Raw genomic sequence first — 24,798 nt, forward strand, 5'->3', positions numbered from 1 at the left:
GCTACGCCGCACGCACCTCGTACGCCGTGATCCGTACCGTCTCGTCGTCCAGGCACTGCCCGTTCGCCAGGTCGAAGCGCTGCTTCAGGAGGGGTGAGGCCACGAACGGGCGGCCCTGGTGGCTGCCGGTGAGGCCGCGGGAGAGGACGGCGGCACCGCCGAACGGGTCCCGGTTGTCGATGGCGTACAGCCTGCCCGCGCGGTCGAGGAACAGCGCGGCCTGGCTGCCGTCGGGGAGCAGGGCGGCCACGCCGCGGCCCGGGGTCAGCAGGGTCAGGTCGCAGACCGTGAACCAGCCGTCCGCCAGCCGCAGCTGGACCTTCACATCGGTTTTCTCGGGGGCGATCGTCATCGCTGGGCGCTTCCTTCCAGGACATCGGCGGGCCGCAGGCCGATGGACAGCAGCGGCAGGTCGGGCTTGATCTGGTCGCGCTCGGGGACGAAGCCGACGACCGGGTCCGGGGTGTCCGGGGCGTTGACGAAGGACACGAACCGGGCGAGCTTCTCGGGGTCGTTGATGGTGGAGGCCCACTCGTCCGCGTAGGCCGAGACGTGGTCGGCCATCAGGGACTCCAGCTCCTCGCAGATGCCGAGGGAGTCCTCCACGACGACGTCCCGCACGTGGTCCAGGCCGCCGGGGATCCGCTCCAGCCAGGTCGAGGTCCGCTCCAGACGGTCCGCGGTGCGGATGTAGAACATCAGGAACCGGTCGATCAGCCGGATCAGCTGGGCGTCGTCGAGGTCCTGGGCCAGCAGGTCGGCGTGGCGGGGGGTGGCGCCGCCGTTTCCGCCGACGTACAGGTTCCAGCCGCCCGAGGTGGCGATGATGCCGAAGTCCTTCGACTGGGCCTCGGCGCACTCGCGGGCGCAGCCGGAGACCGCCGACTTCAGCTTGTGGGGCGACCTCAGGCCCCGGTAGCGCAGCTCCAGGTCGATCGCCATGCGGACCGAGTCCTGGACGCCGTAGCGGCACCAGGTCTGCCCGACACAGGACTTCACCGTGCGCAGGGACTTGCCGTAGGCGTGGCCGGACTCGAAGCCGGCGTCCACCAACCGGGCCCAGATGATGGGGAGTTGCTCGACACGGGCGCCGAACATGTCGATCCGCTGACCACCGGTGATCTTCGTGTAGAGACCGAAGTCGCGGGCGATCTCGCCGATCACGATCAGGCCCTCGGGAGTGATCTCACCGCCGGGGATGCGCGGGACGACGGAGTACGAGCCGTTCTTCTGGAGGTTGGCCAGGAAGTGGTCGTTGCTGTCCTGCAGGGCCGCCTGCTCGCCCTCCAGGACGTAGCCGCTGGCGCCGATCGTCGGGGCGAGGGAGGCGATGATCGAACCGACCGTGGGCTTGCAGACCTCGCAGCCGTCGCCTCCCCGGGCCTCGTCGCGGCCGTAGCGGTCCAGCAGCTGCTGGTAGGTGTTGATGCGCAGGGCGAGGACGATCTCGTACAGCTCCTCGCGGGTCTGCGAGAAGCAGCCGCACAGGCCCTTGTCGACCTCGACGCCGGACGCCTCCAGTTCGGCGGTGACCAACTGACCGAGGACCTTGACGCAACTGCCGCAGGTCGTACCGGCCTTGGTGCACTTCTTCACCTCGGGCACGGTGGTGCAGCGGTGCTCGGTGACCGCGGCGCGGATCGTGCCCTTGCGGACGTTGTTGCAGGAGCAGATGATCGCGTCGTCCGGCAGCGCGGTCGGGCCGAGCTGCACGGACTCCCCGGCGCCGGCCGGCAGCACCAGCGACTCGGGCGAGACCGGCGGGACGGACCCGGTGAACGCCTTCAGCGTGCCGTACGCCTCCGCGTCGCCGACCAGGATGCCGCCGAGCAGTTCGCCGCCCCGGCCGATGACCAGCTTCTTGTAGACACCCGAACGGGAGTCGGAGTACACGACGTCCAGGCAGTCGGCGCTCGCGCCGTGCGCGTCACCGAAGGAGGCGACGTCCACGCCGAGCAGCTTCAGCTTGGTGGACAGGTCCGCGCCGGTGAACGCGGCCTCGTCGGCGGCGATCGTCGCGGCGGCCGTCTCGGCCTGCTCGTAACCGGGGGCGACCAGGCCGTACACCCGGCCGTCGGCGGCCAGCGCGCACTCGCCGATCGCGAACACGTGCGGGTCGTTCACCGTCCGGCACTGCTCGTCGACGCTGATGCCGCCGCGCTCGCCGACCGTCAGACCGCAGTCGCGGGCGAGCTGGTCGCGGGGGCGGACACCGGCGCTGAACACGACCATGTCGGTGGCGAGTTCGCTGCCGTCGGACAGCTTCATCCCGGTGACGGCACCCTGCGCGTCGACCACGATCTCCTGCGTGCCGACACCGGTGTGCACGCTCAGGCCCATGTTCTCGATCGTGCGCAGCAGCGCGGCGCCACCGCCGTCGTCCACCTGCACGGGCATCAGCCGGGGCGCGAACTCCACGATGTGGGAGGTGAGTCCGAGACCCTTCAGCGCGCCGGCCGCCTCCAGGCCGAGCAGACCGCCGCCGACCACGGCGCCGACCTCGGCCGTCCTCGCGTACTCCTCGATCGCGAGCAGGTCCTCGATCGTGCGGTACACGAAGCAGCCGGTGGCGTCCTTGTTCGGGACCGGCGGCACGAAGGGGAAGGAGCCGGTGGCCAGGACGAGGATGTCGTACTCGAAGACCTGCCCGGAGCGGGCGGTGACCTTCTTCGCCTCGCGGTCGACCGTCTCGGCCGGGTCACCGACGAACAGCTCGATGCCGTGCGTCTCGATGAACCCCATGTCGGTCATCGACAGGTCCTCGGGCGTCTTGCCCGCGAAGTACGAGGTGAGCGCCACCCGGTCGTACGCCGGGCGCGGCTCCTCGCACAGCACGACCACGCGGTGCGTGGCGGTCAGGCCGCGCTCGGCGAGCGCCTCCAGGAAGCGCTGGCCGACCATGCCGTGGCCGACGAGCACGATCGTGGGGGTGGGCCCCAGGGTGGCGGACATTCAGGAGCCTCCATCGTTGGTGAGCAGGTGGAGCAGGGGAGCGCCGTCCGCGGGGAGCGGCTCTGCTCCCTCCCAGGCGCGGGCGAGCGCGCCCACGGTGCCGAGTTCGCCGACGAGCACCCCGCCGACCAGGCGGTCGTCGCGGACGACGACCTTGCGGTACGTGCCGCGGGTGGCGTCCGCCAGCTGGATGACGTCGTCACCGGGCAGCGGCTCGGGCTCGCCGAACGCGGCGAGGTCGAGGAAGTCGGCTCCGGCGAGCGTCAGCCGGGTCAGGGCCCGGGTGCCGGTGTAGCGGGCGGCCGGGGACGCGGCGTCCCCGGCGATCAACTCGGCCAGCACGTCGGCCTGTTCGAGCGCCGGGGTGGCAAGGCCGTAGACCGTGCCCTCGAACTGGGCGCAGTCGCCGATCGCGTGGACACGGGGGTCGGAGCTGCGCAGTTCCTCGTCGACGATGACGCCCTTGTGCACGGCGATCCCCGCCTCCTGGGCGAGACCCACTCGGGGGTGGACCCCGCAGGCGATGACGACGAGGTCCGCGTCGAGCGTGTAGCCGTCCGCCATCGACACCGACCGTACGGTCCCGCCGACGCTGCGCACGGCACGGACGCGCGTCTCGGTGTGCACCTCGACCCCGAGGTCGGTGAGGTGGCGGCGGACCAGCTTCGAGGCGGACGGGTCGAGTTGACGCTCCATCAGCCGCTCGCCCTGCTGGGCGAGGACGACCTGGGCGCCGCGCAGGGCGAGCGCGCGGGCGGCGGAGACCCCGAGGAGCCCGCCCCCGATGACGACGGCCCGCGCCCCGGGCCGTACGGCCTCGGACAGCCGCAGGCAGTCGTCCATGGTCCGGAAGGCGTGCACCCCGTCGGGGAATTCGTGCCGCTCCGGGTCCCAGAGGCCGCGCAGCGGCGGCAGCACCGGGTTGGAGCCGGTCGCGAGGACCAGCCTGTCGTACGGGATCTCCGTACCGTCCGCGAGGTGTACGGCTCGCACCTCGCGGTCGATGCGGACCACCCGGCCGTTCACCGTCCGCGTGGGCTCGGCGGGGGCGGGCAGCGCGATGACCTCGGGGGCGTACCGCCCGGCCAGCACCTCGGCGAGCAGCACCCGGTTGTACGGTGTGTGCTCCTCCTCGCCGACCAGCGTGGCGGGCATGCCCAGCTCTCCGAGCCGCCGGGCGAGACGTACGCCCGCGAGGCCGGAGCCGATCACCACCACACGCTCATTCGAGGTCATGTCCTTGAGCCTGCGGTGCCGGTGTTACCCGACCGCATCGCGTCTGTTTCCCACGAGGAACGCTGCCCTCCCCGTGGCCCCGCGCGGGGTGTGAGGGGTTTCCGGAAGGGCGCGGTGGGGTGTGAGGACCCCCGCGATCACGCTGCTGACCTGCCGATACGAGGGCCGGGCGGGCGTATACGGGAGGGCCGGGCGGGGCGCGGGGAGACGGGGGCGCGGCGGAGCGCGGTGCCGTAGGTCACGCCGGGCGGGCACCACGGCGAAACATGCGCGGAGGGGCCGGGCGTGTCGGGACGAGGGCCGGACGGGGCCGGACGAGGGCCGGGCGGAGGCCCGGGGCGGCGAACCTCAGATGATCCTCAGGTCGATGGACGGCACACCTATCCCACCGCATAGGGTCGCGTCCGTGCCCGACATATCGCTGACCATGGTCGTCGTCCTCTGCCTCGCCGCCCTCGCCGCCGGCTGGATCGACGCCGTGGTGGGCGGCGGCGGACTTCTGCTCCTCCCCGCCCTCCTCCTGGGCCTGCCGAACGGCGCCTCGGCCGCGCAGTACGCGCTCGGCACCAACAAGGCGGTCGCCATCGTCGGCACCACGGGCGCGGCCGTCACCTACGCCCGCCGCACGCCCGTCGACGTGCGGATCGCCGTACGGATCGGCCTGGCCGCGCTGGCGGGCTCGACGGCCGGAGCCCTCGTGGCCGCCGGACTGAGCACCGAGACCCTGAAGCCGGTGGTCATGGTCGTCCTGCTCGCCGTCGGCGCGTTCGTGATCCTGCGCCCCTCCTTCGGCACCACGGCCCCCGGCACGGGCCCCGTCTCCGCGCGGCGCGTCCTCGCGGCGGTCGGTCTCGCGGGCGTCGGCATCGGCTTCTACGACGGTCTCATCGGCCCCGGCACCGGCACGTTCCTGGTCCTCGCCCTGACCGCCCTGCTCCACCTCGACCTGGTCACCGCCTCCGCCACCGCGAAGATCGTCAACTGCTGCACCAACGCGGGCGCCCTCGCCATGTTCGCCTGGAAGGGCACGGTGTACTGGCAGCTGGCGGCCCTGATGGCGGTCTTCAACCTCGTCGGCGGCACCGTCGGCGCCCGCACCGCCCTCAAGAAGGGCAGCGGCTTCGTCCGGATCGTCCTGCTGACGGTGGTGTTCACGCTGGTGGCGAAGATGGGGTACGAACAGTGGGTGGCGTGAGCGGGGGCGAGAGGCGTGCCGGCGCGGCCGTCCCCCGGTGCCGGGCACGCGGACGCGGGTGATCAGCTCGGCCGACTGCCCGTGAGATGGGCGAAGACGACCACGTTCCCCCGGTAGCCGGTCGCCCGCGAGTACCCTCCGCCGCAGGTGATGACCCTCAACTCGGGCCTCGTCGCCGCCCCGTACACCTTCGCGTCGGGGAAGTCCCGCGCGTCGTACACCTCCACCGCGTCCACGGTGAACACGGCCGTCCCGCCGTCCCGCCGGTCCACCTCGACGACGGCGCCCCGCTTCAGCGCGCCGAGGCGGAAGAAGACGGCGGGCCCCTCGGCGTTGTCCACGTGCCCGGCGACGATCGAGGTCCCCCGTTCCCCCGGGCTGGTCCCGGCCTCGTACCAGCCCGCGAGGTTCGCCCGCGCGGCCGGCGGCACGTCCAGGCTGCCGGCGGCCGTGAGACCGAGACCCGTCAGCGGCGCGTCCACGTGGAGGGAGGGGATGCGGATGCGGTCGGGCGGGGAGGGCGGCAGCGGGAGGGCCGCGGGGGTTCCGGACGCGCCGCCCGGCTCCGGGGGGACACCCGGCGTCCCGGGCCGGAGGTGGGCCTGCGCGGCCGACGGCTGGGGAGGCGGGTGCGAGGCGGTGCCGCTGCGCAGCAGCCACACGCCGCAGAAGAGGGCCACCAGGGTGACCCCGGCTATGGCGGAGTCGGGGAGCCGTCGCACGAGGATCTCCTCACGGCCGTACGGGCGTTCGGAACGGGCCCCTGTTTCCTCTCCTGTGGGACGTCCCTTGTTCCTCCCCTCCGGGCCGAGGGGCATCGGACCCGGAGGGGAGGGGGACGGCGGTACCGGCGGACGGACGGCGGAGGGTGTCCGTCAGATCCCGTCGCCTCTCGCCCGGCGATGCAGGAGCCAGGTACCGCCCGCGGCGGCGACGGCCAGAGCCGCCACGCCCGCCGCGGTCTGCACGGGGTCGGGACCGAGTGCGCCACCGACCCCCGTCTTCACACTTCCCCTCGGATACGCCGGCGGCGCGGTACGCGTGCCGGTGAGCGAGACCACCAGGTCGCCGGTGACCCGGCGTCCGTCGTCGGCGCAGGTCGCGACGATCTCGTACGTCCCCGGCTGCGCGCTCGGCGGTACCTCGAACCGTCCGCCGAGCCGCTGCTCCCCGGCGCCGGACGCCAGCGAGAAGGACCCGGCGCCGACCGCTCCGGCGTCCCCCGTCGCCGTACCGTCCGGCCCGCAGGCCGTCGTGCGGACGGTGACCTCGTCGCCGGGGACGACACCGGCCGGCGAGACGACGAGCCGGCCGGAGCCTCCACCGTCGTACGGGCCGCCGTACGCGGGTGCCGCGGCCAGCGCCGCGAAGGCGACGGCGAGCGCGGTTGCGGTCAGCGGCCGGGCGGTACGTCGCATCGTGCTGGCTCCTCCGAGAAGTCCTCCGTGCCCCTCCGAGATAAGTGGCACAGTGGCCCGCGCGCTTGCTGATGATCCGTCAGAAATGAGGTGAACGGGTGTCAGGGGAGTGGGGGAAGAGGGCGGATGGAGGGGCGTTCGGGCAGGTCACCGGGGTGGGGTGGGGGTGCGGCGGAGAAGAACGCGATGAGGGGCGCCCGGAGGTGTGAACGGGTGACCGGCCGGGGGAAGCGGCGGCTTGACCTCAAGCGAAGTCGAGGTACGAGGGTGTTCCCCATGCAGACCACAACGAACACGCGCACACGCACGACGACCGACCCGACGCCCGGCTCCTCCTCCGCCACCCCGGTCCGGGTGACGCTGCTCATCGGCAGCAACCGCACCGGCCGTTTCGGCCCGGTGATCGCCGAGTGGATGCTGGACAGGGTGCGCCGGCACGACGGCTTCGAGGTCGAGGTGGTGGACGTCGCCGAAGCCGACCTCCTCCCGACCACGTTGGCGACGACCCCCGAGAGCACGGCACGGCTGGCGGGGATCACGCCGAAGCTGGCGGCGGCGGAGGCGTTCATCGTGCTCACGCCCGAGTACAACCACTCCTATCCGGCGGCCCTCAAGAACCTCATCGACTGGCACTACCACGAATGGCGCGCCAAGCCGGTCGCGCTCGTCTCCTACGGCGGCATGTCCGGGGGTCTCCGCGCGGCCGAACACCTCCGGCAGGTCTTCGCCGAACTCCACGCCGTCACCGTCCGCGACACGGTCTCCTTCCACCAGGCACACGCCGCCTTCGACGAGACCGGCCACCTCAAGGACCCGTCAGCACCGGACGCAGCGGCCCGGGTGATGCTGGACCAACTGTCCTGGTGGGCCCAAGCCCTCCGCGAGGCGAAGAAACGCCGCCCGTACGGGGGGTGAGACGGGCTCGACGCGCTTCAGGGCTGCGGGGACTGTGCGAGGTGCTCCGTCGGGCTGGTGGGTGGGGGTGGATGGGGGGCGTTAGCCCCTGCTTTTCAGGGCTGCGGGGGGACTGCGCGAGGTGTTCCGTCGGGCCGGTGGGGGGGTGGACGGGGGCGGTAGCCCTTGCCTTTCAGGGGCGCGGGGAACTGCGCGAGAAGCCCCACGGGACCCGCGCGTGGGGGTCGAGGGGGCGTGGCGCCTGCTTTTCAGGGCTGCGGGGGGACTGTGTGAGGTGTTCCGTCGGGCCGGTGGGGGGGTGGACGGGGGCGGTAGCCCTTGCCTTTCAGGGGCGCGGGGAACTGCGCGAGAAGCCCCCACCGGGCGGACGCATGGGGGTCGAAGGGGCGCAGCCCCTGGGGGAGGGATGGGTAGGGGCGGCGGGGGCGAGAATCCGCAGGGCGCACCCCCCACCAACCCGACACCGCCCCCCGCCCCGGTCTCAGCAACCGCCCCCAGGCCCCCCAGGCACTTCCTCCACGGGTGGCGCCGTCTCGATGGGAGGCGCTTCCTCCACCGGCGGCGCCTCCTGAGCGGGCGGCTCCTCCTGCACCGGCGGCGCTTCCTGCACCGGCGGCGCTTCCTCCACCGGCGGTGCCTCGGGAGCAGGCGGTGCCTCCTCTGTGGGAGGTGCTTCCTCCACTGGCGGTGCCTCGGGAGCAGGCGGTGCTTCCTGCGCGGGTGGCGCTTCCTCCGCCGGCGGTGCCTCGGGAGCAGGCGGTGCTTCCTGCGCGGGTGGCGCTTCCTCCGCCGGCGGCGCCTCGGGAGCAGGCGGTGCTTCCTGCGCGGGTGGCGCTTCCTCCGCCGGCGGCGCCTCCGGGGCAGGCGGCACCTCGCGCGCGGGAGGGGCCTCCTCCACCGGCGGCGCCTCCGGAGCAGGCGGCGTCTGCACCGTAGGCGCGTCCTTCACCGGCGGAGCCTCCTCCACCGGCGGCACCCCCTCCCCGGGCGGCACCCGCTCACCCCGCGGCCCCCCACCGCCCACCTCCCACGCCACCACCTGACGCGAGACCACCGCCCCCGCCACCCCACCCCGGCGCTCGACGACCTCCGGCGAGCGCCCCTCGGGCCGATGGGGCGCCGGAGCCTGCGCGACCGGCGCCCGCCGGGCCGGCACCGCGTCCGAGTCGAGCGGCGCGAGGACGAGCCCGGCCACGACGACGGCCGCGGTGGCCACCCCCACGGCGGCGACCGCGGGGACCTTCACCCCGCCCACCCCACCCGCCCCGCCCAGCCCGGCGGTACCCGCGGAGCCCGCCGTGAGGGAGAGCAGCAGCTTCCCGCCGCCCCCGCCCGCCACGAACACCAGGAGCGCCGGACCGGCGAGCGCGGGCAGCCGGTCGTTGGTGCGCATCAGCACCGCGAGCCGTGCCCGGCAGTCGTCGCACGCGTCCACATGGCTGAGCAGCTGCTCCGACTGCCGCGCCGTCGCCGTACCGCGCACGTACGCCGGCATGCGCCCCCACCGCACCTGGCACGCCGGATCGACCGGCGCCCCGGGCTGCTCGCGCAGAAAAGCCTGGCGCATCCCCTCGCGCGCCCGGTGCAACAGCACCGCAGTCGCGCCCTGCTTGGCGCCGATGCGCCGGCCGACCGTCTCCAGCGGCTGCCCCTCGGCCTCGGCCAGCCACAGCGCCCGTACCCACCGCTCGGGCAGCTGGCCCAGTACGCGCACCAACAGGTCGACGGAGGAAACCTGTTCGGCGGGGTCGGCGGCGCCGGCCCCCCGTACGTCGCCCCCGCGTCCGCCGGCCTCGACCCGTTCGGGAGCCGTCGGGTCCAGCGGCGTCTCCCGCGCGGCGGCGGTGCCCTCGGCCGTCGCGAGGTGCCGCACCGTCGTCGTCAGGTACGCCGGGACGTTGTCGATCTCGTGCCCCGCCGACAGCCGTCGCCACACGCGGAAGTGCGCCTCCGCGACGAGGTCCTCGGCGGTCCAGGAGTTCCTGGTGAGGGAGCGCGCGTAGGCGACGAGGCGCGGGTGCTGCTCCTCGAAGATCCGGGTGTACGCGGCGGTCGCGGCGGTCGCGGCGGACGCGGACGAGGTCGGGCCGTCGGTCATGGCAGGAACGCTCTCCAGTCACCTGCTGATGGGGTGTGGCTGATTTTGTATGTAGCGATGACAAAAATCTCAAGTAATCACACAAAGTGATGTGCATCACAGCGGGTTACTTCGAAGGCGGCGTAATACAGGGGGTCTTGGCGCGATCCGGACCCGCGCGTCACCGGAAGGACCAACCGACGAACACACGAACCCGCGCCCTCCGGGCATCCGAAGCGCCCGGGCCCCGCGAAGAAGTCGAAGCACCCGAAGGGCCCCGAAGCGCAGCCGCGCTCGAACTGGAGACCGCTCATGCACCCCGCCCAGCCCACCATGCCGACACCCCCCGCCCTGGAGCAGCGCGCCCGCGCCTGCCTCATCACGCCCGCCTACGAGGAGGTCCCGGTCCGCACCACCCTGCGCTACACGCCGGCCGACCCCCTCGCCGTCCACATCGACTTCCCGGCCGGGGTCTCCGCCGGTGACGTGAGCGTGACCTGGGCCTTCGCCCGCGCCCTCCTCGCGGAGGGACTGACCGCGGCCGCCGGTATCGGAGACGTGCACCTGTGGCCCTGCGGCCCGGCCCACACCGTCGTGGAGCTCCGTTCACCGCACGGCATGGCCATGATCCGCTTCGACACCCCCACTCTCCGCCGCTTCCTGCGCCGCTCGTACGGTGTCGTCCCCCTCGGCGGCGAGGACCTGGGTCCGGCGTTCGACGACGGCCTCGCGTCCCTGCTGGACGGGGTCTGAGACGGGCGGCTCGGAGCGGCCCGCTATGTTCGACCCGAGCGTCCGGATGTGCGGAGTGGGCATGCAGAAGACAGATGAAACGGCCGAAGAGGCGGTGACGGCCGAGCCGGAACAGCCGGCCGCCGGGGCGTTGACACCCGACGGGACCGCCGACGCCCCCGCCGACCGGCCCTGGCCCCGCCACTGGCCCCTGCTGCTCCTCGGCGCGGCCGTCGTCCCCGGCCTCGCCCTGTTCGCCGCGGTGAGGTGGATGGAGGACCCGGCGGTACAGGCGTGGCGGACCGTCTGCCTCTCCATCGCGGTCCAGGCCCTGCCGTTCCTGCTGCTGGGAACGGCCCTGTCGGGTGCCATCAACGCCTTCGTGCCGGCGCGGGTGTTCACCCGGGTGCTGCCCCGCAGGCCCGCGCTCGCGGTCCCGGTCGCCGGTGCCGCCGGGGTGATCCTGCCCGGCTGCGAGTGCGCGTCGGTGCCGGTCGCGCAGAGCCTGATCCGCCGGGGGGTCGACCCGGCCGCCGCCTTCGCGTTCCTCCTCTCCGCCCCCGCCGTCAACCCGATCGTCCTGACCGCCACGGCCATCGCCTTCCCCGGCAGTCCCGAGATGGTGCTGGCCCGGCTGCTGGCCTCCCTCGTCACGGCCGCCGGAATGGGCTGGCTGTGGCTCTGGCTGGGGCGCGCGGAATGGCTCAAGCCGGTCGCCCGGCACACGGGACACCGGCCCGGACAGAGCCGCTGGAACGAGTTCCGCACCGGCTTCCAGCACGACTTCCTGCACGCGGGCGGCTTCCTCGTCGTCGGCGCGATGGCCGCGGCGACCTTCAACGTCCTCGTCCCGCGGACCGTGCTCGACGCCTTCGCCGACTCGCCCTGGCTGTCGGTGCTGTTCCTCGCCGCGCTCGCCATCCTCCTGTCGGTGTGCTCGGAGGCCGACGCCTTCGTCGCCGCGTCCCTCACCGGCTTCTCACCCACCGCGCGGTTGACGTTCATGGTGGTCGGGCCCATGGTCGACCTGAAGCTGATCGCCCTGCAGACGGGCACCTTCGGCCGGGCCTTCGCGGTCCGCTTCTCCACCGCGACGGTCGTCGTCGCGATCCTGTGCAGTGCCCTGATCGGAGCCGTCCTGCTGTGAAACGACCCCTGCAGGCGCTCCTTCTCCTCCTCAGCGGCCTCGGCCTCCTGCACGCCACCCTCCTGACCGACCACTACCTCCGCTACGTCAGGAAGGGCATGTACCCCCTCCTCGTGGCCTCGGGCGCGCTGCTGCTCGTGCTGGCCGCGGCCGAGGCATGGTCGCTGTGGAGGCAGCGCGGCACCGGCGACCGGGAGCACCACGACCTCCGTGGCGAGACCGACGAGCACGGCCACGGCCACGACAGCGACCACGGCCACGACAGCGACAGCGACCACGGCCACGACAGCGACCACGGCCACGGCCACGACAGCGACCACGGCCACGACAGCCACGACGACGACCACGGCCACGACCACTCCGCCCCGCCCCGGGTCGCCTGGCTCCTGTTCCTCCCGGCCCTGAGCCTGCTGCTCTACGCCCCGCCCGCCATCGGCGCGTACACCGCCTCGCGTGAGCCCCCCAAGGCGGTGACGGTCACCGAACAGGGCGACTTCGACCCCCTGCCCAGGACGTCACCGCTCCCGATGACCCTCACCGACTTCACCCGCCGGGTGCAGCAGGACCGAGCCCGGTCCATCGACGGCCGCACCGTCCAGCTGACCGGCTTCGTCACCCCGGACAAGGCGACCGCGGGCGGGAAGGGGGACGGCGGCTGGTACCTCACCCGTGTCATCTTCAGCTGCTGCGCCGCCGACGCCCAGTTCGTGAAGGTGCGCGTCCACGACACCCCGGCCCCGCCCGCCGACACCTGGGTCACCCTCACCGGCACCTGGCACCGGGCCGGCACCCTCGGAACCGGCTCCGCCGCGGCGGCCCTCGACGCCCATGGCATCAAGAAGGTCCCCCGCCCCTACAACGACTACACGGACGGCCTCCCCCTCCCGGCCTCCTGACCGCCCACGCCCCTTCGTCCGGCGCCTCCGCACCTCTGGAGACGAGACACCGTGCTCCCCTTCTTCGTCTACGGCACCCTCCGCCCCGGCGAGGTCAACCACGACCTCTTCCTGCGCGGCCGCACCCGCGCCGAGCAGCGGGCTCGCATGCCCGGCCTGACCCTGTACGACGGCCCCGGATACCCCTACGCGGTCGAGGAGACCGGCGAGGACCACGGGGGAGGGGGCGCGGTGACCGGTGACCTCGTCACCGCCCGGCCGGAGGCGTACGCCGAACTCCTGCGCCTGCTGGACGAACTGGAGGAGTACGCCCCGGGGGACCCCGCGAACCTGTACGAACGGGTGGAGCGCCCGGCGACCCTCGACGACGGCACGACCGTACGGGCCTGGGTGTACGTCGCCGCCCCGGCCGTCGCCGCCGGACTGCGCGCCCGGGGCACGCGGATAGAGGACGGCGACTGGCTGGCGCGCCGCCTGCCGCCGTCCGCGTAGGGAACCGGCGGCCGGGGCGCGGACACGCCCGACGGCTGCTACGCCTCGCCCACGGTCTCCACCCGCACGGCGCAGGTCTTGAACTCCGGCATGCGGGAGGTGGGGTCGAGGGCGGGGTTGGTGAGGGTGTTGGCGCGGCCCTCGCCGGGCCAGTGGAACGGCATGAAGACCGTGTCGGGGCGGATGGCGGTCGTGATGCGCGCCGGGGCCACGGCCCGGCCCCGGCGGGAGACCACGGCCAGCGGATCGCCCTCCGCCGCGCCGAGCCGCTCGGCCAGCCGCGGGTGCAGTTCCACGAACGGGCCGGGCGCGGCGGCGTTCAGCTCCTCGACCCGCCGGGTCTGGGCGCCCGACTGGTACTGGGCGACCACGCGCCCGGTGGTGAGCAGCACCGGGTACTCGGCGTCCGGTTCCTCGGCAGCGGCCCGGTGCGAGACGGGCGCGAACCGGGCCCGGCCGTCCTCCGTGGCGAACCGGTCGAGGAAGAGGCGCGGTGTGCCGGGGTGCACCTCGGCGGAGGACGCGGCCCCCGCCTCGGCCGCCGGCGCGGGGCAGGGCCAGAAGACCCCGTCCTCCTCCGCCAGCCGCCGGTAGGTGATCCCCGAGTAGTCGGCGGCGCCGCCCGCGCTCGCCCGGCGCAGCTCCTCGAAGACCTCCTCGGGGTCGGTCGGGAAGCCCTTCTCCACGCCCAGCCGGTCGGCCAGTTCGCGCATGACCTCCAGGTCGCTGCGGACCCCGTCGGGCGGGCTGATCGCGCGCCGCCGCAGCAGCACCCGGCCCTCCAGGTTCGTCGTCGTGCCGGTCTCCTCCGCCCACTGCGTCACCGGCAGCACGACGTCCGCGAGCGCCGCCGTCTCGGACAGCACCACGTCGCACACGGCCAGGAAGTCCAGCGACCGGATCCGGTCCTCGATGTGCGCGGCGCGCGGCGCCGACACCACCGGGTTGGAGCCCATCAGCAGCAGCGACTTGATGTCGCCGCCGAGCGCGTCCAGCAGCTCGTAGGCGCTGCGGCCCGGTCCGGGCAGGCTGTCGGGGTCCACGCCCCAGACCTCGGCCACGTGCCGCCGCGCCTCGGGGTCGGCCAGCTTGCGGTAGCCGGGCAACTGGTCGGCCTTCTGTCCGTGTTCGCGCCCGCCCTGCCCGTTGCCCTGCCCGGTGAGGCAGCCGTACCCGGACAGCGGCCGGCCGGCCCGGCCCGTCGCCAGCGTGAGGTTGATCCACGCGCCCACGGTGTCCGTCCCCTTGGACTGCTGCTCGGGGCCGCGCGCGGTGAGCACCATCGCGTGCTCCGGCTCGCAGAACAGCCGTACCGCCTCGCGGAGTTCGGGAACGGACACCCCCGTGATCCGTTCCACGTACTCCGGCCAGTGCGCCATGGCGGCCGCCCGGGCCTCCTCCCAGCCGCCGGTCCGCTCGCGGATGTACTCCTCGTCCGTGCGCCCCTCGGCCACGATCAGGTGCAGCAGGCCGAGGGCCAGGGCCAGATCGGTACCGGGGCGCGGGGACAGGTGCAGGTCGGCCTGTTCGGCCGTACGGGTGCGGCGCGGATCGATGACGATCAGCGTGCCCCCGTTCTCCTTCAGCTCGGTGAGGTAGCGCAGCGCCGGCGGCATGGTCTCCGCGAGGTTGGAGCCCACGAGGACGACACACCCGGTTCTCGGGATGTCCTCCAGCGGGAACGGCAGCCCCCGGTCGAGCCCGAACGCCTTCATCCCGGCGGCCGCCGCCGAGGACATGCAGAAACGGCCGTTGTAGTCGATCTGCGAGGTGCCGAGCACCACCCGCGCGAACTTGCCGAGCGCGTACGCCTTCTCGTTGGTGAGTCCGCCGCCGCCGAACACACCGCACGCGTCCGGGCCATGCTCCGTACGCGTGCGGGTGAGCTCCTCGGCGATCCGGTCGAGTGCCTCGTCCCAGGAGGCGGGTTCCAGGACGCCCGCCCGCCTGACCAAGGGACCGGTCAGCCTGACCCGGGACGAGAGCACCGCCGGGGCCGTACGGCCCTTGCCGCACAGCGCTCCCCGGTTCACCGGGAAGTCCGCGCGCTCCGTGACCACTACGACCCCTTCGGTCCCGTCCGCACCGGGCGTCAGGTTCATTCCGCACTGCAGGGCGCAGTACGGGCAGTGGGTGGGCGTCGCGGAGTTCGGCATACCGCCCAGCGTGCGTCGGACGTGTTACGCGCCGGGGCGCCCCCCGTTACGCGACCGGCACGGCAACCTCCCGGCGCCCACGGGCCGGGCGTGAGGGCCGGGCTCCGGGGCCCCGCAGGGGTGAACGGACGGCGCGCCGATGTCCCGGTTCTGTCACCGTAGGCGGCGGTACAAGCACTTACCGTCCACGTGTTCGGCCCGTGCGTGCTAAGAACTACAGGCGCCACAGACGACGGGGGCCGTGCCGTGCACCCCGGGTGGCGTACGTCCTGTCACAGGGCCCGATCGAGGGCCGTAGGGGGAAGAGGAACCACCGTGAACCGTATGCGTACCACCGTCGCCGTCCTCGGGGCCGCAGGCGCCCTCACCGCCGCTCAGCTGGGCCTCGCCGGTGCCGCGTCCGCCGCGTCCACCGACTCGCGGCCCAGCGTCGGGACGCAGGTCGCCGCGAGCTGCCCGATCAAGATCACCTACCTGAAGAAGTTCTATGTGGACAACAACAACTGGGTGACCAACGGCGGTCTCCGGTTCGGTCTCAAGAACTCCAGCAAGAAGGTGACCTTCAAGGACGTCAGCCTCAAGGTGACCAACACCAAGAGCCTGCGCTTCGGCAGGGCGACGGTCACGACCAAGGGCACCAAGATCACCCAGAAGACGAACCAGATCGTCAAGATCTCCGCCAAGACCCTGAAGCCCGGCAAGAGCGCCGCCTTCAAGGTCAGCACCCGCATGCTGCGCACCGACCTCTACGAGGTGAAGTTCGCCGTCCACGGCAAGACCACGGACGGCAAGAAGTGGGGCTGCGCCGTGGACCAGGGCACCTGGGGCACCGTCCAGCACTGACGGGCCGCGCACCGGCCCGGCGCGCACCGACCCCGCGCGCTAACCCGCTGACGCCAGCGCCTTCGAGACCCCCGTTTCCTCCGGACCGAGGAAATGGGGGTCCGGGTCGAACAGCGCGTCCAGGGACGCCTTGCCCGCCGCGAACAGCTCGCGGGTGGCCCCGTAGTACCAGGTCGCGTCGTGCCGGTCCTGCACCCCGACGCCGTACGACTCGACGCCCGCCTCCTGGCACAGCGCGACCGCCCGGCGTATGTGGAAGCCCTGGCTGATCAGCACCGCCCGGTCCACCCCGAAGATCTTCCTGGCGCGGACGCAGGAGTCCCAGGTGTCGAACCCGGCGTAGTCGCTGACGATGCGGTCGTCGGGCACGCCGTGCTCGGTGAGATAGCCGCGCATCGCGTCCGGCTCGTCGTACTCCACACGGCTGTTGTCGCCGGTGACCAGCACCACCTTGATCCGCCCCGACCGGTACAGCTCGGCCGCCGCGTCCAGCCGGCGCGCGAGGTACGGGGAGGGCTCGCCCTTCCACAGCCCCGCGCCGAAGACCATCGCGACGTCGGTGCGCGGCACGTCGCCCGTGGTCCGCAGCCGGTCGTCCGCCGCCGTGAACATCCAGGTCGAGGGCAGCAGTGCCAGCACACACAGCAGCATCACCGCCTGCACGGTCCGCCGTCGGCCCGTCCGCGTACGCGGCAGCCGCACCATCCGCCCGACACGCCTCACGGCGGCCCACCCCCGTATCCCGGACCCCCGAAGGCGTCCCGCACCGTGTCCTGCTCGTTTGTGTCCTGCTTGTTTCGGACGCACCCCACCGCGCCCGTCCTTCCGACCAACGAAGACGTCATCCGCTGCGCTCCGGTTCACCGCCAGGCGTGACAAGGTTCACTCGTACGAGGAGAAAAGGCAGGTCACGTCGGTTCACAGGCCCTCCCTCCGCACGGTGAAGCGCCGGAAAACCCCTGTGACCACCACGCAACGGGGAGGCAACCTCCCCCCGGCACCATGGACCCATGACGGCGACGACGAACAAGTCGAACGCGGACCTCGACAGTACGGCGCACATCATGAACCTGATCACCGACCAGCTGGCCGCCCAGCTCAGCCGCGTCTCCCGCGACGGAACCCGGCGTCCCGCACCGCCCGCCCTGGTCCTCGTGGCCCACGGCAGCCGTGACCCGCGCGCCCTGGCGACCGTGCGCACCCTCATGGACCGCGTCCGCGAGCAGCGCCCCGGCCTGTCCGTGCGCCTCGGCCACATCGAGCTGAACGAGCCCCTGCTCCCCGACACCCTCGCCGACCTCGGCGACCGGGAGGCGGTCCTCGTGCCCCTGCTCCTCAGCCGCGGCTACCACGTCAAGCGGGACATCCCCGAGACGGCGGCCGCCGCCGGGGCCCGTACCCGCCTCGCCGCCCCCCTCGGCCCGCACCCCCTCCTCGTGGACACCCTGCACGCCCGCCTCGTGGAGGCCGGCTGGCCCGCCCGGACGAACGCCGCCGCCCGCCGCACCGGCGCCGTGGTGCTCGCCGCCGCGGGCTCCCGCGACCCCGAGGCCGCCGAGGACACCGCCCGCACGGCCCGGCTCCTCGCCGACCGCCTGGGCGTCCCGGTGGTCCCCGCCTACGCCTCCGCCGCGGCCCCCACCGTCGCCGAGGCCGTCCGCGCCCTGACCGCCGCGGGCCGCACCCGCATCGCCGTGGCCTCCTACTTCACGGCCCCCGGCCGCTTCGCCCGAGAATGCGCCGAAGCGGCTCCCTGGATCACCGCGGCCCCCCTGGGCGCCCACCCGGCCATGGCAACCCTGCTCCTTCACCGTTACGACGAGTCCCTGACGAGCGGGACGAGGCCCCTGCCGGCGCTGGCGACGGCATAGAGGGCCGTGGAAGCCCCCGGGCCGCAGCAGCGCCCCTTCAGGGGCGCGGGGAACTGCGCGGCGAGCCACGGCGCGCCCGCACTCGCCCACGAACCGCCCCCGGCAGACGTGTAGGCACCCATTTGTCACACCCTCCCCGTACTGTCGAATCATGGAAGGCACCACACCCCCCGACGCCCACCACCCCGGCCATGACACCCCGGCCGCCTACGACCCGCCCTCCGCGGAGCGCTACGCCCCCGAGCCCGACAAGCGCCCCGGCCGCACCGCCTTCCAGCGCGACCGGGCCCGCGTCCTGCACTCCGCGGCCCTGCGCAGACTCGCCGGCAAGACCCAGGTCGTCACCCCCGGCACCCGCAACCTCGCCTGGGACGCCAGCCCCCGCACCCGGCTGACCCACTCCCTGGAGTGCGCTCAGGTCGGCCGCGAGCTGGGCGCGGCCCTCGGCTGCGACCCGGACCTCGTGGAGGCGGCCTGCCTCTCCCACGACCTCGGCCACCCCCCGTTCGGACACAACGGCGAACAGGCGCTGAACGAGTTCGCGGAGGACTGCGGCGGCTTCGAGGGCAACGCCCAGTCCCTGCGCCTGCTGACGAGGATCGAACCCAAACGCTTCGTCCCCTCGGACACCACCGGCGACCTCGTCAGCGTCGGCCTCAACCTCACCCGTGCCGCCCTGGACGCGGCCACCAAGTACCCCTGGCCGCGCGGCGCCCACCCCACCGACCCGGCCTCCCCCAAGTTCGGCGTCTACGACGACGACCGTCCGGTGTTCGACTGGGTCCGCAAGGACGCCCCCGGCACCAGCACGACCTTCGAGGCCCAGGTCATGGACTGGTCCGACGACGTGGCGTACTCCGTCCACGACGTCGAGGACGGCCTGCACGCCGGCCACATCGACCCCAACTGCCTGCACGCCGAGCCCGAACGGCAGGCGGTGTTCGAGGTCGCGCGCGGCCGGTACGTCCCCGCCGGCACCGACCCGGCCGAACTCGCCGCGGCCCTCGACCGCCTCCTCGACCAGGAGTGGTGGCCGCACGGCTACGACGGGACGGCCGTCGCCCAGGCCCGGCTGAAGGACGCCACCAGCCAGCTCATCGGCCGCTTCTGCCTCGCCGCCGAGGGCGCCACCCGGCAGGCGTACGGCGGCGGCCCCCTCACCCGGTACGCCGCCGAACTCGTCGTCCCGCACGGGACGCGGCTGGAGTGCGCGGTCCTCAAGGCCGTCGCCGACCGGTACGTGATGCAGCGCGCCGAACAGGAACGGCTCCGCGCCGACCAGCGGATCGTCGTCGCCGAACTGGCCGAGGCGCTCACCGCCCGCGCGCCGGAGGGGCTCGAACCCCAGTTCCGAGCGCTGTTCGACGCGGCACCGGACGACCGTGCCCGCAAGCGCGTGATCGTCGACCAGATCGCCTCGCTCACCGACGCCTCGGCCCGCTCCCTGCACAGGCGCCTGACGGGGCACGCCTGAAGGGTTCCGGCCCGGACATCCACAGCGGGATGTCCGGGCCGGCGTGTGTGCGGGTGGTTACTCCGCGACCTCGTCGTGGTCGGAGTGGAGGCCGCCGCCGCTGGTGTCGCCGCCCGTGGTGGGCTTGGACACGACCGGCTCGGCGAGCGAGCTGAGGTCGTGGGTGTAGGTGCCCACCGCGTTGGCGATGACACCGATGTTGATGCCGAACGCCTTCATGCTGATGTTCTTCAGGTTGTCGCACGCGGCGTGGTAGCACGCGTCGTAGGCGACGCCGGCGGTGCCGCCGAACACCGCGGCCTGGTTCGCGGTCTTGATGCCTTCGGCGCCCGTGAAGGTGCCGCCGGAGGGGATACCGACCGCGATGAACGGCCCGTAGTCGGAGCGGCCGGAGAAGTCGGTGCCCTCGTGCGGCTCGCCCTTGGAGTCGAGGAACCGGTTGATGTCACGTTCGAGCTGGGCCGAGCCCTCGGGGCCGGGGCCCGCGCCCACACCGTCCGAGTCGTCGCCGTCGTACACGAACTGGGCGTGGTTCGGGGAGGCGATCATGTCGAAGTTCAGATAGAGCTTGATCTGCTCGCGCTGCTGTTCGGTGAGCCGCTCGACGTACGACTCGGAGCCGACCAGGCCGAGCTCCTCGGCCGACCAGAAGGCGAACTTCACCTTGTTGGGCTGCTGCTTGCCCGGCTTGAGGTTCTCGGCGAGTTCCTCGGCGACCTCGAGGATGCCGGCCGAGCCGGAACCGTTGTCGTTGATGCCGGGGCCCGCGGTGACCGAGTCGAGGTGGGCGCCGACCATCACGGTGCTGTCCGCGTCACCGCCGGGGGTCTCCGCCATGACGTTCTTCGAGGTGCGGTTCTCCTGGAGCTGGCGGACCTCGAAGCCGACCGTGACCACGCCCGCCGCGACGTCGGCGGCGAGGGCCTCGCCCTCGGCCTGGCTGAGTCCGGCGGTCGGGATCTTCGCGCTCGCCGGGTCGCCGAGGGTGCCGGCGAGGGCACCCGCGGTGTTGTTGTAGATGATCGCGCCGACGGCTCCCGCCTCGGAGGCGACGAGCTGCTTCTGCGCGAAGGTGCAGCCACCCCGCTTGATCAGGGCGATCTTGCCGGTGAAGGCACCGGCCGCGTAGTCACCGGCCTCACAGCCCGAGGTGGCGTCCACCGCGGCGGCCGCCAGCGGGGCCGTGATGCCGCCCACCGGCGTCGACTTGGTGTACGTCATCGCCGCGATGCCGAGACCGCGCGGTGTCGGCGAGAGAACGGACGCCTTTTCCGCGAGGGTCTCGATGTAGGCGAACTCGAACGTGTCGTACGAGACCTTGTAGCCGGCCTTCTTCAGCACGTTGTAGACGTACTCGGCGGACTTGTCGTGGCCCGGCGTACCGGCCGCGCGGTTGCCGCCGTTGGCGTCGGCTATCGCCTGCAGCGCCTTCAGGTGCTTGTACGCGTCCTTCGTGGACGACTCCCTGACCAGCTTCCGGGAGAGCTTCTTGGCGTCCTTGGCCGGCTTGCTGTCGTTGCTGTCGGCGTCGGCCGTTCCGGCGGAGACGATCAGCAGCGGTGCCGCGAGCGCGAGGGCGGCGATGGCCGCGACGGGTCTGCGCGAGCGAGACGATGCCTTGGGTGATGCGTTCACAGAGGTCCTTCCCCAGGGATGTGCGAACGAGGTGCAAGGGACGCTAGCGAGCCGCAGGGATCACCAGAAGGGTTTTCGTGCAACTCGTGTTCGGTTTCGCCGATTTGGCCCCGCATGTTCCTTGCGGGCGGGGCCACTTGGCCGGTCCGGCGACACGGAACCGACCCCTCCGGCGGTGGTCCCTCCGCGTTCTGCGCCTCGGGCTCCTCGTCACCGTCTGCTCTCGGCGGGAGTCCCCCGGATGTGACCCGCTGTGGCCCGATCGGGTCACTCCCTCTTCCCGCATCACGCTCCGTGCGGGACGCTCGCAAGGGCGACATCCGCAAGGTTCATCTGGGGTCCGTCCCCAGACCCCCTGGCAGGAGGCATCAAGTGGTCGACGCGGATCAGACATTCGTCATCGTCGGTGGCGGTCTCGCCGGCGCGAAGGCGGCCGAGACGCTCAGAGCGGAGGGCTTCACCGGCCGCGTGATACTGATCTGCGACGAACGGGACCACCCCTACGAGCGCCCGCCGCTGTCCAAGGGCTACCTCCTCGGCAAGGAGGAGCGCGACAGCGTCTTCGTCCACGAACCCTCCTGGTACGCGCGCCACGACATCGAGCTGCACCTCGGCCAGACCGTCGACGCGATCGACCGCACGGCCAGAACCGTCCGCTTCGGTGACGACGGCACCCTCGTCCACTACGACAAGCTGCTGATCGCCACCGGCGCCGAGCCCCGCCGCCTGGACATCCCGGGCACGGACCTCGCGGGCGTCCACCATCTGCGCCGCCTCGCCCACGCCGAACGCCTCAAGGGCGTCCTCGCCGCCCTCGGCCGGGACAACGGCCACCTCGTCGTCGCCGGCGCCGGCTGGATCGGCCTGGAGGTGGCGGCCGCGGCCCGCGAGTACGGCGCGGAGGTCACCGTCGTGGAACCGGAACCCACCCCGCTGCACGGCGTGCTCGGACCCGAGCTGGGCAACCTCTTCGCCGAGCTGCACCGCGAGCGCGGCGTCCGCTTCCACTTCGGCGCGCGGCTCACCGAGATCGTCGGCCAGGACGGCATGGTCCTCGCGGCCCGCACCGACACGGGGGAGGAGCACCCGGCCCACGACGTCCTCGCGGCCATCGGCGCCGCCCCGCGCATCGGTCTCGCCGAAGCGGCCGGCCTGGAGATCGCCGACCGCGCGCACGGCGGCGGCATCGTCGTCGACGCGGGGCTCCGCACGTCCGACCCCTCCGTCTACGCCGCCGGAGACGTCGTCTCCTTCCCGCACGCCCTGTTCGACACCCGGCTGCGGGTGGAGCACTGGGCCAACGCGCTCAACGGCGGACCGGCCGCCGCCCGCTCGATGCTCGGGCAGGACGTCACGTACGACCGGGTGCCGTACTTCTTCTCGGACCAGTACGACATGGGGATGGAGTACTCGGGGTGGGCGCCGCCGGGGTCGTACGACCAGGTGGTGATCCGGGGCGACGCGGGGAAGCGGGAGTTCATCGCGTTCTGGCTGAAGGAGGGGCGGGTGCTGGCCGGGATGAACGTGAACGTGTGGGATGTCACCGAGCCGATCCAGCAGCTGATCAGGACCCGGGCGCGGGTGGACGCCGAGGCGCTGTCGAATCCCCAGGTGCCCCTGGAGACCCTGGTCGCCTAGCGTCTGCCGGATGTGCGGCGCGGGGCGACCGCGGGCCGCCGAGGTCCGGTCGCGCGGTCCCCCGCGCCCCTTCCGCAGCACAGCCCTGTCGGTGGGCCACCGTAGAATCTCCGCGTGGCAGGACGGATCAACGACGAGGACGTGAAGGCGGTTCGGGACGCGGTCCCGATCGACGCCGTGGTGTCCGAGTACCTCCAGCTGCGCAACGCGGGCGGCGGAAACCTGAAGGGCCTGTGCCCCTTCCACGACGAGAAGTCGCCGTCGTTCCAGGTCAGCCCCAGCAAGGGACTCTTCCACTGCTTCGGCTGCCAGGAGGGCGGCGACACCATCACCTTCGTGATGAAGGTGGACCACCTCTCCTTCTCCGAGGCGGTCGAGCGCCTCGCCGGCCAGGCCGGCATCACCCTGCGCTACGAGGAGGGCGGGTACAACCCCACCCACCAGCGCGGTGAGCGCATCCGCCTGGTCGAGGCCCACAAGCTCGCCGCCGAGTGGTACGCGCAGCAGCTCGCCACCAGCCCCGAGGCCGACACCGGCCGGATCTTCCTCGCCGAGCGCGGCTTCGACCAGGCCGCGGCCGTCCACTTCGGCGTCGGCTACAGCCCTCAGGGCTGGGACCACCTCACCCGCTTCCTGCGCGGCAAGGGCTTCGCCGACAAGGAGCTGCTGCTGTCCGGGCTGTCCCAGGAGGGCCGCCGGGGCCCGATCGACCGCTTCCGGGGCCGGCTGATGTGGCCCATCCGCGACATCGGCGGCGACGTGGTCGGCTTCGGCGCCCGCAAGCTCTACGAGTCGGACAACGGACCGAAGTACCTGAACACGCCGGACACCGCGATCTACCGCAAGTCCCAGGTCCTCTACGGCATCGACCTCGCCAAGAAGGACATCGCCAAGGCCAGCCGGGCCGTCGTGGTCGAGGGCTACACGGACGTCATGGCCTGCCACCTCGCCGGGGTCACCACGGCCATCGCCACCTGCGGCACGGCCTTCGGCGGCGACCACATCAAGATCCTGCGCCGGCTGCTCATGGACAACGGCTCGGCCCGCGTGATCTTCACCTTCGACGGCGACGCGGCCGGCCAGAAGGCCGCCCTGCGCGCCTTCGAGGACGACCAGAAGTTCGCCGCCGAGACGTACATCGCGATCGCCCCGGACGGCATGGACCCCTGCGAGCTGCGTCTGGCGAAGGGCGACGACGCGGTGGTCGAGCTGACCGAACCCCGCACCCCACTCTTCGAGTTCGCGCTCCGCCAGATCGTGGCCCGCTACGACCTGGAGACCCCGGCGGGCCGCGCGGCCGCCCTCGACGAGGCGGCGCCCGTGGTGGCCCGCATCAAGAACAGCGGCGCGCAGCACGAGGTCGCCGTGCAGCTCGCCGGCATGCTCGGCATCCTCGACACCCAGTTCGTCGTCAAGCGCGTCGCCCAGCTCGCCCGCTGGGCCCGCGACCGGGGCGGCCAAGGCCCCGCACCCGCCGCCCGGCACACGGCCCAGCCGTACGAGTCCACCGCCCGGCCCCCCTCCGGCCCGGCCCTCACCCTGCGCAACCCGGTCTTCGCCACCGAACGCGAACTCCTCAAGCTCGCCCTGCAGCGCCCGGAGCTGGTCGCCCCCGCCTTCGACGCCTACGGGGTCGACGAGTTCACCGCCGCCCCCTACGCGGCCGTCCGCGTGGCGATCATCGAGGCCGGCGGGGTCGAGTACGGCGCCGAGGACCCCCAGGAGTACCTGGTCAAGGTCCGCGAGGCGGCGCCGGACGACACCGTGCGGGCCATGGTGACCGAGCTGGCCGTCGAGGCGATCATGCGCAAGACGGTCGACGAGGTGTACGCGGGCGCACAACTGGTCACCGTGCGCCGCCGGGCCGTGGAGCGCCGGGTGCGCGACGTCCAGGGCAGCCTGGCCCGCGCGGCCGCCCAGGGCGACCCCGCCCAGCTGGCCGCCGTGCAGAACGAGTTGTGGGTGCTCCAGCAGTACGACCAGGCGTTGCGGGAGCGGGGCGCGGAGGCGCTCTGAGCCCGGCCGGCACGCGCCCCGGGCCGGGCACGTCCCCGCAGCACATGCCAATCCGCGCCGGAGCCACCCCCGCCCGTCCGGCCCACGAGCGGCGTACGGCCCTCT

Annotated in this window: 20 protein-coding genes; 11 read left to right on the plus strand and 9 right to left on the minus strand. The window is 72.9% G+C overall.

Annotation, left to right across the window (positions count from 1 at the left end; translation table 11 throughout):
• Nucleotide 1: 1 nt before the first annotated feature.
• The 3 genes from nirD to PYR72_RS32110 are packed head-to-tail and all read right to left on the minus strand — an operon-like array spanning nucleotide 2 to nucleotide 4,188.
• Nucleotides 2-352, minus strand: coding sequence for a nitrite reductase small subunit NirD (nirD, locus tag PYR72_RS32100; RefSeq protein ID WP_013003808.1), 351 nt, complete (start codon nucleotides 350-352; stop codon nucleotides 2-4).
• On the minus strand, nucleotides 349-2,952 hold the full coding sequence (gene nirB, locus PYR72_RS32105; protein ID WP_275458508.1) for a nitrite reductase large subunit NirB: 2,604 nt from the start codon (nucleotides 2,950-2,952) through the stop codon (nucleotides 349-351). The genes nirD and nirB overlap by 4 nt, the downstream gene beginning before the upstream one ends.
• On the minus strand, nucleotides 2,953-4,188 hold the full coding sequence (locus tag PYR72_RS32110; RefSeq protein WP_275458509.1) for an FAD-dependent oxidoreductase: 1,236 nt from the start codon (nucleotides 4,186-4,188) through the stop codon (nucleotides 2,953-2,955).
• A gap of 406 nt (nucleotides 4,189-4,594) precedes the next feature.
• On the opposite strand from PYR72_RS32110, the gene PYR72_RS32115 reads away from it, so the two are divergent.
• A complete protein-coding gene (locus PYR72_RS32115; RefSeq protein ID WP_275458510.1) occupies nucleotides 4,595-5,383 on the plus strand; it encodes a TSUP family transporter in 789 nt (262 codons plus the stop codon).
• Nucleotides 5,384-5,445: 62 nt separating this feature from the next.
• Here the strand turns inward: PYR72_RS32115 and PYR72_RS32120 are convergent, their stop codons facing one another.
• Entirely contained in the window at nucleotides 5,446-6,105 is a 660-nt protein-coding gene (locus PYR72_RS32120) for a class F sortase (protein WP_275458511.1), read from the minus strand.
• Nucleotides 6,106-6,258: 153 nt separating this feature from the next.
• Entirely contained in the window at nucleotides 6,259-6,801 is a 543-nt protein-coding gene (locus PYR72_RS32125; protein ID WP_275458512.1) for a hypothetical protein, read from the minus strand.
• A gap of 276 nt (nucleotides 6,802-7,077) precedes the next feature.
• Here PYR72_RS32125 and PYR72_RS32130 point away from each other — a divergent pair, with 276 nt between their 5' ends.
• Entirely contained in the window at nucleotides 7,078-7,716 is a 639-nt protein-coding gene (locus PYR72_RS32130) for an NAD(P)H-dependent oxidoreductase (protein WP_275458513.1), read from the plus strand.
• Between the two features lie 481 nt (nucleotides 7,717-8,197).
• On the opposite strand, the gene PYR72_RS32135 is transcribed toward PYR72_RS32130, so the two are convergent.
• Nucleotides 8,198-9,814 (minus strand): sigma-70 family RNA polymerase sigma factor, encoded by a 1,617-nt coding sequence (locus PYR72_RS32135; RefSeq protein ID WP_275458514.1) that lies wholly within the window; start codon nucleotides 9,812-9,814, stop codon nucleotides 8,198-8,200.
• A 291-nt stretch (nucleotides 9,815-10,105) separates the two neighbouring features.
• Here PYR72_RS32135 and PYR72_RS32140 point away from each other — a divergent pair, with 291 nt between their 5' ends.
• The 4 genes from PYR72_RS32140 to PYR72_RS32155 are packed head-to-tail and all read left to right on the plus strand — an operon-like array spanning nucleotide 10,106 to nucleotide 13,060.
• Nucleotides 10,106-10,546 (plus strand): SsgA family sporulation/cell division regulator, encoded by a 441-nt coding sequence (locus PYR72_RS32140; RefSeq protein ID WP_275458515.1) that lies wholly within the window; start codon nucleotides 10,106-10,108, stop codon nucleotides 10,544-10,546.
• 25 nt (nucleotides 10,547-10,571) lie between these two features.
• Nucleotides 10,572-11,672 carry a permease gene (locus tag PYR72_RS32145; protein WP_275458516.1) on the plus strand — a complete coding sequence of 367 codons (1,101 nt, stop codon included), beginning with the start codon at nucleotides 10,572-10,574 and terminating at the stop codon, nucleotides 11,670-11,672.
• Nucleotides 11,669-12,568, plus strand: coding sequence for a TIGR03943 family protein (locus PYR72_RS32150; protein WP_275458517.1), 900 nt, complete (start codon nucleotides 11,669-11,671; stop codon nucleotides 12,566-12,568). Before PYR72_RS32145 ends, PYR72_RS32150 begins: the two co-directional genes overlap by 4 nt.
• Nucleotides 12,569-12,619: 51 nt before the next feature.
• Nucleotides 12,620-13,060: a gamma-glutamylcyclotransferase family protein gene (locus PYR72_RS32155; RefSeq protein ID WP_275458518.1), complete on the plus strand. Its 441-nt coding sequence runs from the start codon at nucleotides 12,620-12,622 to the stop codon at nucleotides 13,058-13,060.
• Nucleotides 13,061-13,098: 38 nt separating this feature from the next.
• Here the strand turns inward: PYR72_RS32155 and PYR72_RS32160 are convergent, their stop codons facing one another.
• A complete protein-coding gene (locus tag PYR72_RS32160; protein ID WP_275458519.1) occupies nucleotides 13,099-15,216 on the minus strand; it encodes a molybdopterin oxidoreductase family protein in 2,118 nt (705 codons plus the stop codon).
• Between the two features lie 315 nt (nucleotides 15,217-15,531).
• On the opposite strand from PYR72_RS32160, the gene PYR72_RS32165 reads away from it, so the two are divergent.
• Nucleotides 15,532-16,059, plus strand: a complete 528-nt coding sequence (locus PYR72_RS32165; protein WP_319363347.1) for a hypothetical protein — start codon at nucleotides 15,532-15,534, stop codon at nucleotides 16,057-16,059.
• Nucleotides 16,060-16,098: 39 nt separating this feature from the next.
• Here PYR72_RS32165 and PYR72_RS32170 read toward each other — a convergent pair whose 3' ends face one another.
• Nucleotides 16,099-16,764, minus strand: a complete 666-nt coding sequence (locus tag PYR72_RS32170; RefSeq protein ID WP_275460582.1) for an ElyC/SanA/YdcF family protein — start codon at nucleotides 16,762-16,764, stop codon at nucleotides 16,099-16,101.
• 305 nt (nucleotides 16,765-17,069) lie between these two features.
• On the opposite strand from PYR72_RS32170, the gene PYR72_RS32175 reads away from it, so the two are divergent.
• Together PYR72_RS32175 and PYR72_RS32180 are read left to right on the plus strand one after the other, a co-directional pair.
• On the plus strand, nucleotides 17,070-17,930 hold the full coding sequence (locus tag PYR72_RS32175; RefSeq protein WP_275458521.1) for a sirohydrochlorin chelatase: 861 nt from the start codon (nucleotides 17,070-17,072) through the stop codon (nucleotides 17,928-17,930).
• A gap of 151 nt (nucleotides 17,931-18,081) precedes the next feature.
• Nucleotides 18,082-19,404, plus strand: coding sequence for a deoxyguanosinetriphosphate triphosphohydrolase (locus tag PYR72_RS32180; RefSeq protein ID WP_275458522.1), 1,323 nt, complete (start codon nucleotides 18,082-18,084; stop codon nucleotides 19,402-19,404).
• A 57-nt stretch (nucleotides 19,405-19,461) separates the two neighbouring features.
• Here PYR72_RS32180 and PYR72_RS32185 read toward each other — a convergent pair whose 3' ends face one another.
• Nucleotides 19,462-21,039, minus strand: a complete 1,578-nt coding sequence (locus PYR72_RS32185) for a M28 family metallopeptidase (RefSeq protein WP_275458523.1) — start codon at nucleotides 21,037-21,039, stop codon at nucleotides 19,462-19,464.
• Nucleotides 21,040-21,411: 372 nt separating this feature from the next.
• Between PYR72_RS32185 and PYR72_RS32190 the strand changes: the two genes are divergently transcribed.
• Entirely contained in the window at nucleotides 21,412-22,677 is a 1,266-nt protein-coding gene (locus tag PYR72_RS32190) for an FAD-dependent oxidoreductase (RefSeq protein WP_275458524.1), read from the plus strand.
• A 114-nt stretch (nucleotides 22,678-22,791) separates the two neighbouring features.
• Nucleotides 22,792-24,693, plus strand: a complete 1,902-nt coding sequence (dnaG, locus tag PYR72_RS32195; RefSeq protein ID WP_275458525.1) for a DNA primase — start codon at nucleotides 22,792-22,794, stop codon at nucleotides 24,691-24,693.
• Nucleotides 24,694-24,798: the final 105 nt, after the last annotated feature.

This window comes from Streptomyces sp. VNUA24, assembly GCF_029167005.1.
GTDB lineage: Bacteria > Actinomycetota > Actinomycetes > Streptomycetales > Streptomycetaceae > Streptomyces > Streptomyces scabiei.

What these genes read in the sequence shown, in the direction of transcription:
- nirD (WP_013003808.1), bottom strand. Translation starts at nt 352, where the DNA reads ATGACGATCGCCCCCGAGAAAACCGATGTGAAGGTCCAGCTGCGGCTG.
- nirB (WP_275458508.1), bottom strand. Translation starts at nt 2,952, where the DNA reads ATGTCCGCCACCCTGGGGCCCACCCCCACGATCGTGCTCGTCGGCCAC.
- PYR72_RS32110 (WP_275458509.1), bottom strand. Translation starts at nt 4,188, where the DNA reads ATGACCTCGAATGAGCGTGTGGTGGTGATCGGCTCCGGCCTCGCGGGC.
- PYR72_RS32125 (WP_275458512.1), bottom strand. Translation starts at nt 6,801, where the DNA reads ATGCGACGTACCGCCCGGCCGCTGACCGCAACCGCGCTCGCCGTCGCC.
- PYR72_RS32130 (WP_275458513.1), top strand. Translation starts at nt 7,078, where the DNA reads ATGCAGACCACAACGAACACGCGCACACGCACGACGACCGACCCGACG.
- PYR72_RS32135 (WP_275458514.1), bottom strand. Translation starts at nt 9,814, where the DNA reads ATGACCGACGGCCCGACCTCGTCCGCGTCCGCCGCGACCGCCGCGACC.
- PYR72_RS32140 (WP_275458515.1), top strand. Translation starts at nt 10,106, where the DNA reads ATGCACCCCGCCCAGCCCACCATGCCGACACCCCCCGCCCTGGAGCAG.
- PYR72_RS32145 (WP_275458516.1), top strand. Translation starts at nt 10,572, where the DNA reads ATGTTCGACCCGAGCGTCCGGATGTGCGGAGTGGGCATGCAGAAGACA.
- PYR72_RS32160 (WP_275458519.1), bottom strand. Translation starts at nt 15,216, where the DNA reads ATGCCGAACTCCGCGACGCCCACCCACTGCCCGTACTGCGCCCTGCAG.
- PYR72_RS32170 (WP_275460582.1), bottom strand. Translation starts at nt 16,764, where the DNA reads ATGGTGCGGCTGCCGCGTACGCGGACGGGCCGACGGCGGACCGTGCAG.
- PYR72_RS32175 (WP_275458521.1), top strand. Translation starts at nt 17,070, where the DNA reads ATGACGGCGACGACGAACAAGTCGAACGCGGACCTCGACAGTACGGCG.
- PYR72_RS32180 (WP_275458522.1), top strand. Translation starts at nt 18,082, where the DNA reads ATGGAAGGCACCACACCCCCCGACGCCCACCACCCCGGCCATGACACC.